This window comes from Pantoea sp. CTOTU46764, from assembly GCF_031974595.1.
Lineage (GTDB): Bacteria > Pseudomonadota > Gammaproteobacteria > Enterobacterales > Enterobacteriaceae > Pantoea > Pantoea trifolii.
This window is the reverse complement of the sequence record NZ_DALYOQ010000099.1, coordinates 1-12565: the sequence shown is the minus strand read 5'-3', so window position 1 is coordinate 12565 and position 12565 is coordinate 1. Positions and strand designations below refer to the sequence as shown.

General features: G+C 55.3%; 11 protein-coding genes and 1 pseudogene. 1 reads left to right on the top strand and 11 read right to left on the bottom strand.

Translation table 11 applies throughout. The annotated features are described in order from the left end of the window. Nucleotides 1-391, bottom strand: a pseudogene (locus RTM06_RS21600) (transketolase); the annotation flags it as partial. A 273-nt stretch (nt 392-664) separates the two neighbouring features. Here RTM06_RS21600 and RTM06_RS21595 point away from each other — a divergent pair. Next, nucleotides 665-1417 (top strand): M48 family metallopeptidase, encoded by a 753-nt coding sequence (locus tag RTM06_RS21595; protein ID WP_312184666.1) that lies wholly within the window; start codon nt 665-667, stop codon nt 1415-1417. A gap of 150 nt (nt 1418-1567) precedes the next feature. On the opposite strand, the gene RTM06_RS21590 is transcribed toward RTM06_RS21595, so the two are convergent. From RTM06_RS21590 to atpD, 10 genes are all read right to left on the bottom strand, one after another. Continuing rightward, a complete protein-coding gene (locus tag RTM06_RS21590) occupies nt 1568-2806 on the bottom strand; it encodes an MFS transporter (protein ID WP_265301388.1) in 1239 nt (412 codons plus the stop codon). Nucleotides 2807-2925: 119 nt separating this feature from the next. Further along, nucleotides 2926-3660, bottom strand: a complete 735-nt coding sequence (gene phoU, locus RTM06_RS21585) for a phosphate signaling complex protein PhoU (protein WP_007893583.1) — start codon at nt 3658-3660, stop codon at nt 2926-2928. 14 nt (nt 3661-3674) lie between these two features. After that, entirely contained in the window at nt 3675-4448 is a 774-nt protein-coding gene (gene pstB / locus RTM06_RS21580) for a phosphate ABC transporter ATP-binding protein PstB (protein WP_007893584.1), read from the bottom strand. A 43-nt stretch (nt 4449-4491) separates the two neighbouring features. Continuing rightward, on the bottom strand, nt 4492-5379 hold the full coding sequence (gene pstA / locus RTM06_RS21575; RefSeq protein ID WP_008106705.1) for a phosphate ABC transporter permease PstA: 888 nt from the start codon (nt 5377-5379) through the stop codon (nt 4492-4494). Beyond that, the gene (pstC, locus tag RTM06_RS21570) at nt 5376-6338 is read right to left on the bottom strand and encodes a phosphate ABC transporter permease PstC (RefSeq protein WP_256697888.1); all 963 of its coding nucleotides are present in this window, start codon (nt 6336-6338) and stop codon (nt 5376-5378) included. Before pstC ends, pstA begins: the two co-directional genes overlap by 4 nt. Before the next feature lie 89 nt (nt 6339-6427). Then, nucleotides 6428-7471: a phosphate ABC transporter substrate-binding protein PstS gene (gene pstS / locus RTM06_RS21565; RefSeq protein WP_008106709.1), complete on the bottom strand. Its 1044-nt coding sequence runs from the start codon at nt 7469-7471 to the stop codon at nt 6428-6430. Nucleotides 7472-7648: 177 nt separating this feature from the next. Then, complete coding sequence (glmS, locus tag RTM06_RS21560; RefSeq protein ID WP_256697887.1) at nt 7649-9478, bottom strand: glutamine--fructose-6-phosphate transaminase (isomerizing); 1830 nt, start codon at nt 9476-9478, stop codon at nt 7649-7651. Between the two features lie 130 nt (nt 9479-9608). Then, entirely contained in the window at nt 9609-10979 is a 1371-nt protein-coding gene (gene glmU / locus RTM06_RS21555) for a bifunctional UDP-N-acetylglucosamine diphosphorylase/glucosamine-1-phosphate N-acetyltransferase GlmU (RefSeq protein WP_312184665.1), read from the bottom strand. A gap of 163 nt (nt 10980-11142) precedes the next feature. Then, the gene (locus RTM06_RS21550; protein WP_008106717.1) at nt 11143-11562 is read right to left on the bottom strand and encodes a F0F1 ATP synthase subunit epsilon; all 420 of its coding nucleotides are present in this window, start codon (nt 11560-11562) and stop codon (nt 11143-11145) included. 24 nt (nt 11563-11586) lie between these two features. Further along, a partial coding sequence (gene atpD / locus RTM06_RS21545) for a F0F1 ATP synthase subunit beta (protein ID WP_312184664.1) occupies nt 11587-12565 on the bottom strand: 979 nt, incomplete at its 5' end.

Below are 12565 nucleotides of genomic sequence, written 5' to 3'. Positions count from 1 at the left end.
GCTCGGCAATGGCAAAACCCACTGCGTTCGCAATGCCCTGACCCAGCGGGCCGGTAGTGGTTTCAACACCTGCGGTGTAGCCGTATTCCGGGTGGCCTGGAGTTTTAGAGTGCAGCTGACGGAAGTTCTGCAGCTCGCTCATTGGCAGATTGTAGCCAGTGAGGTGCAACAGGCTGTAAATCAGCATTGAGCCGTGACCGTTCGACAGCACAAAGCGGTCGCGATCTGCCCACAGCGGGTTAGTAGGGTTATGGTTCAGGAAGTCACGCCACAGTACTTCGGCGATGTCCGCCATGCCCATCGGGGCACCCGGATGTCCCGAATTGGCTTTCTGTACTGCATCCATACTTAACGCGCGAATGGCGTTGGCAAGCTCTTTACGAGAGGGCATCTTCTACTCCAGGTCGGATTAATGCTCCGCCACGCTTAACTTATTGTAATTAATCAGTTATAAGGCGAAGCGAGAAAAAAGTCGCACATCAATGTACATGAAAATCAGGACAAAAGTACATGCATCTGGATGCTAAATCACGGGTAACCGTTTGCATTTCCGGCCTTGTCTGCTAGCCATTGCACAACATGCGAGCTATAACCAAATCGTTTAAACACCTGTGACGTTTTCAGGTGTTTGTTTTATTTACCTTGTTACCCAAAGGATGCCGATATGAAAATGAGAGCTACCATTGTTGCTCTGGGAATGGCTTCGTTGCTGAGCGGCTGCGAAGGATTTGATAACAACGCGCTGCTGCAATCTGGTGCGCAGGCTTATCAGGCCTACGCGCTGAACGATGCGCAAGTGAAAGAGTTAAGCGATCAATCTTGTGCGCAGATGGATAAAGACAATCAGGTTGCACCCGCCAACAGTGAATATCAGCAGCGCCTGAACAAAATCGCGGCGGCGCTCGGCGATAACGTCAACGGCGTGCCTGCCAACTACAAGGTGTATCAAACCAAAGACGTCAACGCATGGGCGATGGCCAACGGTTGTATCCGTGTCTACAGCGGTTTGATGGACATGATGACCGACAACGAAGTCGAAGGTGTGCTCGGCCATGAAATGGGCCACGTCGCACTGGGCCATACGCGTAAAGCGATGCAGGTGGCGCTGACGACCACTGCAACGCGCACCGCTGCGGCTTCCGTAGGCGGCGTGATTGGCTCGCTGTCACAATCGCAATTGGGTGAAATGGGCGAAAAACTGGTAAATGCACAGTTCTCACAAACCCAGGAAACACAGGCTGACGATTACTCGTTTGATCTGATGAAAAAGCGTGGCATTGATCCGATGGGATTAGCGACCAGCTTTGAGAAGCTGGCTAAGCTGGAACAGGGACGCCAGAGTTCGATGTTTGATTCGCACCCGGATTCGGAAGCGCGCGCCCAGCATATTCGTGAGCGCATTGCGGCTGGGAAGTGAATTGTGCTGGCTGTCCCCCTCCTCGGTCCTCCCCCATGAATGGGGGAGGAAGATGCTGCAATATGTGAGTTGGGAGTTGCATGTGGCAGCATCTCCTTCCCCCATTTATGGGGGAAGGCCGGGAAGGGGGGAAAACCAGCACAATCTAAATCAGCCAATCGCCCCCAACGAATCCTCGTTGCTCTGCTTCTTCGGCAGCAAGAACAGCGTGGCGGCGATATCCAGCAGATAAATCAGTGCCAGCAGCGTAATCGCGGCGGTGAAAGAGATATTGGTGGCCAGCAGGCCAATCACCAATGGACCAAATCCGCCCACGCCACGCCCCAAATTAAACAACACGTTCTGCGCTGTTGCGCGCGCCTGCGGTGGGAAAGTATCGGAAATCAGCGCGCCGTAGCCGCCGATCATGCCGTTCACAAACATCCCCATCAGCGCGCCGGTAAACAGCATCACCGTAGGATCGCGCAGCTGCGCATACACCACCACCATCACCACCGCGCCGAACTGATACAGCAGGAAGATTTTCCAGCGTGCGAAGCGATCGGCCAGCACACCAAACAGCCAGATGCCGAACGTCATGCCCACCACCGTGACGGCGGTCCACAGGCCAGATTTGGTCAGGCTGAACCCGAAGTTGGATGACAGATAGCTCGGCATCCAGATCATCAATCCGTAGTAACCAAAATTCTGCACCGAGCAGAGAATGAAAATTCCCAGGCTGGCTTTGCTGGTGGCGCGGTCGGCAAACAGCAATTTAATGCGTGCGGCAAAGGAGAGCTGCGGCGTTCTCTCCACGTGGCGGGTAAAGCTCTCCGGCTCGCCCATGCTGCGGCGGATCACAAACGACACCAGCGCTGGCAGCAAACCGACGAGGAACATGCCGCGCCAGCCAATCACGCTCAGCAGCGGCGGCGTGATAAAGGCCGCCAGAAGTACACCGAGCTGCCAGCCAATGCCAACCCACGCCGAGGCGCGGTTGCGCTTCTCTTTCGGCCAGGCTTCGGCAATCAGCGCCATGCCGATGCCGAACTCGCCACCCAATCCCACCCCCGCCAGCGTGCGGTACGCCAGCAGATCCCAATAACCCTGCGCCACCGCGCACAAGCCAGTGAATACCGAGAACACCAGAATAGTGACGGTAAGGATACGGATGCGGCCATAACGATCGCTCAGATGACCAAACACGATGCCGCCGATCACCGCGCCGATCAGCGTCCAGGTGACCAGCGAACCGGCCTGAGAAGGATCGAGCGCCAGCGAGACGCTGATCGCTGGCAGCATAAAACCAAGAATCAGCAGATCAAATCCATCCATCGCGTAGCCGCTGATCGCAGCCACCATGGCTTTCGCCGGTGTAATGGCTTGTTTTTTAGGAGTTGGGGAGGACATGTAACAGCACCTGGCAGAAAAAAGTGCGCCAAGTATAAAGAGAGGGAATCGCTGAGAACAGACAGAATTTAAGCAGGCAGCCCGTTAGCCACAGTGGCAACGGGCCGCCGACGCGTCAATCAAGAGGGTTTATTGCTGCCATCATCGCCCGACAGCAGTTCATCCAGCTTGTCGCCGCCCACATGACGGAAATCCTGACCTTTGACGAAATAGAAGATAATTTCGCAGATGTTCTGGCAGCGATCGCCGATACGCTCGATGGCGCGCGCGCAGAACAGCGCGGTCAGCACGCTTGGGATGGTGCGCGGATCTTCCATCATATAGGTCATCAACTGACGCACGATGCCTTCGTACTCTTTATCCACCTTCTTATCTTCACGGTAGATTTTGATGGCTTCGTTGAGATCCATGCGCGCAAACGCATCCAGCACGTCATGCAGCATCTGCACGGTGTGATGACCCAGCGCTTCAAGGCTCACCAGCAGCGGCAGGTGCTGCTGGCTGAACTTCTCCAGCGCGGTGCGGCTGATTTTTTCCGCCACATCGCCAATGCGTTCCAGTTCAGAAATGGTCTTGATGATCGCCATGACCAGACGCAAATCGCTGGCGGTGGGCTGGCGTTTGGCGATGATGCGCACGCAGGCTTCATCAATCTCCACTTCCATCATGTTGACCTTCTGGTCGCCGTCGATCACGTGACGCGCCAGCTCGCCATCCTGGTTGTGCATCGCGGTGATGGCGTCCATCAGCTGCTTCTCAACCATGCCGCCCATGATCATCACTTGCGTGCGAATGTGCTCCAGCTCCGCGTTGAACTGACCGGAGATGTGTTTGTTCAGATTTAAATTATCCATGTGCGTCTCCTGAATCAGCCGTAACGACCGGTGATGTAATCTTCGGTCTGCTTCTGTGCGGGCTTAGTAAACAAGGTATCGGTATCGCTGAACTCAATCAGCTCGCCCAGATACATGAAAGCGGTGTGGTCAGAACAACGCGCGGCCTGCTGCATGTTGTGGGTCACGATCACCACAGTGTAATCCTGCTTCAGTTCGGTGATCAGTTCTTCGATACGACCGGTTGAGATCGGATCCAGCGCGGAGCAAGGCTCATCCAGCAACAACACTTCCGGGCGAATGGCGATGCCGCGCGCGATGCACAGACGCTGCTGCTGACCGCCGGAGAGACTGTAACCGCTCTGATGCAGCTTGTCTTTGGTTTCATTCCACAGCGCGGCTTTGGTCAGCGCCCACTGCACGCGCTCATCCATATCGGCACGCGACAGCTTTTCGAACAGACGCACGCCGAAGGCGATGTTGTCATAAATCGACATCGGGAACGGCGTCGGCTTCTGGAACACCATGCCGACGCGCGCGCGCAGTAGGGCGATGTCCTGATTAGAAGCCAGAATGTTATCGCCATCCAGCAGGATGTCACCTTCGGCACGCTGCTCCGGATAGAGCGAGTACATTTTGTTGAAGGTGCGCAGCAAAGTGGATTTACCGCAGCCTGATGGGCCGATAAACGCGGTCACCTGATTTTTGGTGATATCCAGGTTGATGTTTTTCAGCGCGTGAAACTTACCGTAATAGAAGTTCAGATTACGGACCTGAATTTTACCGGCTGATGAAGTCACGTTACTCATTCTCGTCTCTCATAAGCAGCGCCGCCGAAGCCGCGCCAGGAAATTAGTGTTTGCCCTTGGCGAAAACCACACGCGCCACAATGTTCAGCAGCAGCACGCACACGGTAATAATCAGCACACCAGCCCACGCCAGGCTTTGCCACTCGGCAAACGGGCTCATGGCGAATTTAAAGATGGTGACCGGCAGGTTCGCGATCGGCTGCATCATGTCGGTGCTCCAGAACTGGTTCGACAGCGCAGTAAACAGCAACGGTGCAGTTTCACCGGCGATACGCGCCACGGCCAACAGCACACCGGTGATGATGCCGGAAACCGAGGCTTTCAGCGTGATTGCCGAAATCATCTTCCACTTCGGCGTACCCAGCGCATAAGCCGCTTCACGCATGCTGTCAGGTACCAGACGCAGCATGTTTTCGGAGGTGCGGATCACGATCGGGATTTGCAGCAGCGCCAGCGCCACTACGCCGGCCCAACCGGAGAAGTGCTGCATCTGCGATACCACGATGGTGTAGACGAACAGGCCCACCACAATCGACGGTGCTGACAGCAGAATGTCGTTGATGAAGCGAATCACTTCCGCCAGCCAGTGTTTACGGCCATATTCCGCCAGATAGATCCCGGCCATGATGCCGAGCGGCGTTCCGACGATCGTCGACCAGAAAATCAGTAAACCACTGCCGACTAAGGCGTTCGCCAAACCACCGCCCGCGGTATTCGGCGGCGGCGTCGATTCGGTAAACAGCGACCAGCTTAAACCATCAACACCGCGCGTAATGGTGGTGAACAGAATCCACACCAGCCAGAACAGACCGAAAGCCATGGTCATCAGCGACAGCGTCAGGGCAATTTTGTTTTTGGTACTGCGCCACGCCTGCATTTTGCGGCGCGAGGCTTCCAGCTCAGCGCGAGCCTGAACTTCAATAGCGGTCATGAACGGGCTCCTTCACTCTTTGCCAGACGCAGGATCATCAGTTTGGAGATCGCCAGCACGATAAAGGTAATCACGAACAGGATCAGACCCAGTTCCATCAGTGCTGCCACGTGGACACCCGATTCCGCTTCGGCGAATTCGTTGGCCAGCGCGGAAGTAATACTGTTGCCCGGCATAAACAGCGAAGCGCTGTCGAGCTGGTAGGTGTTACCGATGATAAAGGTCACCGCCATGGTTTCACCTAACGCGCGGCCCAGGCCGAGCATCACGCCGCCAATCACGCCGTTTTTGGTGAACGGCAGCACGATGCGCCAGATCACTTCCCACGTGGTGCAGCCGATACCGTAAGCCGACTCTTTCATCATCACCGGCGTTTGTTCAAACACGTCGCGCATCACCGAGGCGATGTACGGAATGATCATGATGGCGAGAATCACGCCCGCCGCCAGAATACCGATACCAAATGCCGGGCCAGAGAACAGCGTGCCGACAATCGGGATAGTCGACATCACGTTACCCACCGGCGTCTGGAAATATTCGGCGAACAGCGGGGCGAAAACAAACAGGCCCCACATGCCGTAAACGATGCTGGGGATCGCCGCCAGCAGCTCAATGGCGGTGCCCAGCGGGCGACGCAGCCAACCTGGCGCCAGTTCCGTCAGGAACAGCGCGATGCCGAAACTCACCGGTACGGCAATGATCAAGGCAATAATCGAGGTGACGAGGGTGCCGTAAATCGGTACCAGCGCACCAAATTGTTCGTTTGGCGCATCCCAGGTTTTATTCCACAGGAAAGAGAAACCAAATTTTTGGATGCTTGGCCAGGAGGAGAAAATCAGGGAGACGATAATGCCGCCCATCAATAACAACACGATAAGCGCGGAGAGCTTCACCAGCGCGCCGAAAATCATGTCGCCTTGTTTACCGGGGGCTTTGAACGTCGGCTTAGTGGCAGCCATAGAATTCTCTGTTCTCAGGAGGATGTCAGGGCGGCACGCAGGCCGCCCATTGGGGTTGGCCAACCGTCTCGGCTGGCCAGGTAAATCGGTTACTGATACAGCGCTTTACCGGAGCTATCTTTGATGTTCGCTTTCCACGCTGCACGAATCTGGTTAGCAACGCTTTCTGGCAGCGCGGCGTAATCCAGGTCGGTTGCGGTTTTGCTGCCACCTTTGTAAGCCCAGTCGAAGAACTTCAGCACTTCGCTACCTTTCTCCGCATTCGCCTGATCTTTGTAAATCAGGATGAAGGTGGTTGAGGTGATCGGCCATGCTGCGTTGCCTTTCTGGAAGGTCAGATCCTGGGCAAAGGTTTTGCTCCAGTCTGCGCCTTTCGCGGCGTTCGCAAAGCTCTCTTCGCTTGGTGCGACCGCTTTACCGTCAGCATCAACCAGTTTGGTGTAGGTCAGGTTGTTCTGCTTGGCGTAAGCGTATTCCACATAGCCAATTGAACCCGGCAGACGCTGTACAAATGCAGCCACGCCGTCGTTACCTTTTCCGCCCAGACCGGTCGGCCAGTTAACGGTGTTACCTTTACCGATTTTGCTGTTCCACTCTTCGTTCACTTTCGCCAGGTAGCTGGTGAAGACGAATGAAGTACCGGAACCGTCAGCGCGGCGAACCACGTTGATGTTGGAATCTGGCAGTTTCACGCCTGGGTTCAGTTTAGTGATCGCCGGGTCGTTCCACTTTTTGATGGTACCGAGGTAGATGTCGCCCACGGTTTTACCGTCAAGAGTCAGTTCACCTGATTTCACACCTGGGATGTTAACCGCCAGCACCACGCCACCAATCACGGTAGGGAACTGGAACAGGCCATTTTTCTGCAGATCTTCTTCTTTCATTGGTGCATCAGACGCACCGAAATCGACGGTTTTCGCGATGATTTGCTTCACGCCGCCTGAAGAACCAATACCCTGATAGTTGATTTTGCTACCAGTGGCTTGCTGGTACTCGGCTGCCCACTTGGCATAAACCGGCGCCGGGAATGTCCCGCCTGCGCCCGTCAGATCGGTTGCTGCAAAAGCAGAGACCGCGCTTACTGCGAAGGTGGCGGCGAGGATTCGGGCTACGGTGCTACGCATCAGTGTCATGTTCCCTCCAGGGGATTTAAAAAAAATCAGGCTCAATGCCTTTTTAGTAGGAGTTAGTGATTGCTGCTGGAGGGAAAATAGGACAGTTTGATGACAGTGAAATGTACGAAATATGACAGTTATATGACAGCATGTAGAAATGAAGCGGGCCCATTGCGGGCCCACTCTTGTTACTGATTATTCAACGGTAACCGATTTCGCCAGGTTACGTGGTTGATCAACGTCGGTGCCTTTAATCAGCGCCACATGATACGAGAGCAGCTGTAGCGGCACGGTGTAGAAGATCGGTGCAATCACCTCTTCTACATGCGGCAGAGAGATGATTTTCATGCCATCGCTGTCGCTGAAACCGGCATCCTGATCGGCAAACACGTACAGCAAACCGCCGCGCGCGCGTACCTCTTCAATATTGGATTTCAGCTTCTCCAGCAGTTCGTTGTTCGGCGCGACCACGATCACCGGCATATCAGCATCAATCAGCGCCAGCGGGCCGTGCTTCAGCTCGCCCGCCGCATAGGCTTCGGCGTGGATGTAGGAGATCTCTTTCAGCTTCAGCGCGCCTTCCATAGCGATTGGATACTGATCGCCACGGCCAAGGAACAGCGCATGATGTTTATCCGAGAAACCTTCCGCCAGATTTTCGATCACTTTGTCCTGCGCCAGCATCTGTTCGATGCGGCTCGGCAAGGCTTGCAGCGCGTGCACAATTTCGTGCTCGATTTCGGCTTTCATGCCGTGCAGACGCCCCAGTTTCGCCACCAGCATCAGCAATACCGCTAGCTGCGTGGTGAAAGCTTTGGTCGAGGCAACGCCAATTTCGGTACCGGCTTTAGTCATCAGCGCCAAATCGGATTCACGCACCAGCGATGAACCGGCCACGTTACAGATCGCCAGCGAACCGAGATAACCCAGCTCTTTTGACAGGCGCAGTGCCGCCAGCGTATCGGCGGTTTCACCCGATTGTGACAGCGTGATCAGCAGGCTATTTTTACGCACCGCAGATTTGCGATAACGGAATTCCGAAGCGATTTCCACATCACAAGGCAGGTTGGCCAGCGACTCAAACCAGTAGCGCGACACCATGCCTGAGTTGTATGACGTACCGCAGGCGATGATCTGAATATGCTCGACCTGGCTCAGCAGCTTCTCAGCATCCGGACCGAGCTCGCTGAGATCGACTTCGCCGTGATTAAAACGACCGGTGATGGTGTTTTTGATCGCGTTCGGCTGCTCGTAAATCTCTTTCTGCATGTAGTGACGATAGATGCCTTTGTCGCCGGCATCGTATTGCGCGGTCGATTCGATTTCGGCGCGCTTCGCCGTGTTACCGTCACGATCGATAATGGTGACTTCGCGGCGGGTGATCTCGGCAATATCGCCCTCTTCCAGATAGATGAAGCGACGCGTCACCGGCAGCAGTGCCAGCTGATCGGAAGCAATAAAGTTTTCACCCACGCCACGGCCAATCACCAGCGGACTGCCGGAACGCGCTGCCACCAGCAGCGACGGATCGCGGCTGTCCATGATCACCATGCCATACGCACCGCGCAGCTGCGGAATGACGCGTAGCACCACTTCACGCAGCGTGCCGCCCTGCTTCTGCTCCCAATGCACCAGATGCGCCACCACTTCGGTGTCAGTTTCTGAGGCAAAATGATAGCCGCGCTCAAGCAACTGCGCGCGCAGCGGCTCATGGTTTTCAATGATGCCGTTGTGCACGATGATGATGTGCTCGGAAACGTGCGGATGCGCATTGGCCTCCGACGGTTCACCGTGGGTCGCCCAGCGCGTGTGTGCGATACCGGTACCGCCAATCAGCGGCTGCTGCTCTGCGGCTTCCGCCAGGTTCTGCACTTTGCCCAGACGACGCAGGCGCGTCATGTGGCCCTGACGATCGACAACGGCTAATCCCGCTGAGTCATAACCGCGATATTCAAGACGACGCAAACCTTCCAGCAGAATTTCTGCGATGTCACGCTGCGCTACTGCACCAACAATTCCACACATAGTAATTTCCTGACTTCATGGCTTTCGGCCATTGCGTTGTCATCTGACCTGATTTCCCCGAGCCTTGTAGAGAGTGGGGATATTTTTTTATGGCACTGCAAACAGGCCGATCGTTGTCGGCCTTTAAAATTTATTTTTTCTTAACAGGGCGCTGCCAGCCCGATTTTTGATTCTGCTCTTTACGGTTGTAAACCAGATCCGCCGCGGAGACATCTTTCATTACCGTGGTGCCGGCAGCGATAGTGGCGCCGCTCGCTACGGTTACAGGCGCTACCAATTGCGTATCGGAGCCGACAAACACGTTATCGCCGATGATGGTTTTGAATTTGTTGGCGCCGTCATAATTGCAGGTGATGGTGCCCGCGCCAATATTCACGCCTGCGCCAATTTCCGCATCGCCAAGATAAGAGAGATGACCGGCTTTCGAGCCTTTACCCAGCGTGGCTTTTTTCATTTCTACGAAGTTGCCAACGTGCGCTTCTTCCGCCAGCTCGCTGCCTGGACGCAGACGCGCAAAAGGTCCAACCGTACAGGCGGCGGCTAGGGTGGCATCTTCGATCACCGAATAGGGACTGATTTCGCAGTCGTCAGCAATCACGCTGTTTTTGATGATGCAACCCGCACCGATTTTGACGCGGTTGCCGAGCGTGACCTTGCCTTCGATGATCACGTTGGTATCGATCTCAACATCGCGGCCGTGTTGCAGCGAACCGCGCAGATCGAAACGCGCCGGGTCGCGCAGCATCACACCCGCCAGCAGCAGCTTTTCTGCCTGCTCGCTTTGATAGACACGCTCAAGCGTTGCCAGCTGCAGGCGGTTGTTAACGCCGTCGGTTTCGCTGATGCGCGCCGGATGCACCGCATTGATCACGCGGCCTTCGTGGTGTGCCATGGCGATGATATCGGTGATATAGAATTCGCCCTGCGCATTGTTGTTGTTCAGCTGCGCCAGCCAGCGCTTGAGGTCGCCGCCGTTGGCAATCAGGATGCCGGTGTTAATTTCCTGAATTTTCAGCTGTTCTGGCGAGGCATCTTTCTGCTCGATGATGCCGGTCACCGTGCCGTTTTCACGCACGATACGACCGTAACCGGTTGGGTTATCCAGAACCACGGTGAGTAAACCGATGCCAGCCGCGGGTTTTGCATCGCGCAGACGCTGCAAGCTGGTCTGCGAAATCAGCGGCACGTCGCCATACAGCATCAGAATATCTTCGTCATCGGCAAAGAAGGGTGCGGCCTGTTGCATCGCGTGGCCGGTACCGAGTTGTTCGGCCTGCAGCACCCAGTTGAGTGCGTTATGCGCTAACGTCGATTGCAGCAAATCTCCGCCGTGGCCATAAACCAGATGGATCTGCTGGGCGCCCAAACCGGTGGCGGCATCAATAACGTGTTGAACCATCGGTTTGCCTGCAAGGGTGTGCAGAACTTTGGGCAGGTCGGAATACATTCGGGTGCCTTTGCCAGCGGCCAAGATCACCACACTCATCGCGTTCGTAGACATAACTATCCTGATTCTCTTCAACTGTCGAAAGTGTAAGGTTTAACCCCGAGATTACTACATTTTTCTCGGGTCGAAATTAGCCGGGCTCAGCGCCAGGCGGCAAATTTTGGGCAAAAAAAATGCCAACCCAAAGGGCTGGCATTTCGTGACGCATAAAGCCTGATTACATCGCTTTTTTGGTCAGCTCGATGACACGCAGTTTCGCGATGGCTTTCGCCAGTTCCGCAGAAGCCTGAGCATAGTCCACGTCGCCGTGGCTGCTGTTCATGTGCTCTTCTGCTTTACGTTTCGCTTCCAGCGCGCGCGCTTCGTCAAGGTCTTCACCGCGAATCGCGGTGTCGGCCAGAACGGTGGTGCTGCCAGGCTGAACTTCCAACACGCCGCCAGAGAGGTAAATAAACTCCTCTTCGCCGTGCTGTTTCACGATGTGAATCATACCAGGCTTGATGGCTGTCAGCAGCGGGGCGTGGCCAGGACGAATCCCCAGCTCACCTTCGCTACCTGACACCTGGATACGCTCGACCAGACCGGAGAACATTTGTTGCTCCGCGCTGACCACGTCCAGATGATAAGTCATAGCCATACCATTCCTCCTGGGAAACCTAAATTACAGTTTCTTCGCTTTTTCTACGGCTTCTTCGATAGCGCCGACCATATAGAACGCCTGCTCTGGCAGGTGGTCGAATTCGCCTTCCATGATGCCTTTGAAGCCACGGATGGTGTCTTTCAGGGTCACGTACTTACCTGGAGAACCAGTGAAGACTTCAGCAACAAAGAACGGCTGAGACAGGAAGCGCTGAATCTTACGCGCACGTGCCACCAACAGTTTGTCTTCTTCAGACAGCTCGTCCATACCAAGGATGGCGATGATGTCTTTCAGTTCCTGGTAACGCTGCAGCAGAGACTGCACGCCACGCGCAACGTCATAGTGCTCCTGACCCACGATCAGTGGATCCAGCTGACGGCTGGTTGAATCCAGCGGGTCAACGGCTGGGTAGATACCCAGAGAGGCGATCTGACGGCTCAGCGTAACGGTTGAGTCTAAGTGAGCAAAGGTGGTTGCTGGTGACGGGTCAGTCAAGTCATCCGCAGGAACGTAAACGGCCTGTACAGAGGTGATTGAACCGGTCTTCGTGGAGGTAATACGCTCCTGCAACACACCCATCTCTTCTGCCAGCGTTGGCTGATAGCCTACCGCAGATGGCATACGACCCAGCAGTGCTGATACTTCAGTACCGGCCAGGGTGTAACGATAGATGTTGTCGATGAACAGCAGAACGTCACGGCCTTCATCACGGAATTTTTCCGCCATGGTCAAGCCGGTCAATGCTACGCGCAGACGGTTACCCGGCGGCTCGTTCATCTGGCCATACACCAGCGCTACTTTATCGATAACGTTGGAGTCAGTCATTTCGTGGTAGAAGTCGTTACCCTCACGAGTACGCTCACCCACGCCAGCAAATACCGAATAACCTGAGTGCTCGGCCGCGATGTTACGGATCAGCTCCATCATGTTTACGGTTTTACCAACACCCGCACCACCGAACAGACCGACTTTACCGCCCTTAGCGAACGGACACATCAGG

Bases quoted from the DNA above. Each gene is read 5' to 3' on its own strand.
- RTM06_RS21595 (WP_312184666.1), top strand. From the start codon at position 665: ATGAAAATGAGAGCTACCATTGTTGCTCTGGGAATGGCTTCGTTGCTG.
- RTM06_RS21590 (WP_265301388.1), bottom strand. From the start codon at position 2,806: ATGTCCTCCCCAACTCCTAAAAAACAAGCCATTACACCGGCGAAAGCC.
- phoU (WP_007893583.1), bottom strand. From the start codon at position 3,660: ATGGATAATTTAAATCTGAACAAACACATCTCCGGTCAGTTCAACGCG.
- pstB (WP_007893584.1), bottom strand. From the start codon at position 4,448: ATGAGTAACGTGACTTCATCAGCCGGTAAAATTCAGGTCCGTAATCTG.
- pstA (WP_008106705.1), bottom strand. From the start codon at position 5,379: ATGACCGCTATTGAAGTTCAGGCTCGCGCTGAGCTGGAAGCCTCGCGC.
- pstC (WP_256697888.1), bottom strand. From the start codon at position 6,338: ATGGCTGCCACTAAGCCGACGTTCAAAGCCCCCGGTAAACAAGGCGAC.
- pstS (WP_008106709.1), bottom strand. From the start codon at position 7,471: ATGACACTGATGCGTAGCACCGTAGCCCGAATCCTCGCCGCCACCTTC.
- glmS (WP_256697887.1), bottom strand. From the start codon at position 9,478: ATGTGTGGAATTGTTGGTGCAGTAGCGCAGCGTGACATCGCAGAAATT.
- glmU (WP_312184665.1), bottom strand. From the start codon at position 10,979: ATGTCTACGAACGCGATGAGTGTGGTGATCTTGGCCGCTGGCAAAGGC.
- RTM06_RS21550 (WP_008106717.1), bottom strand. From the start codon at position 11,562: ATGGCTATGACTTATCATCTGGACGTGGTCAGCGCGGAGCAACAAATG.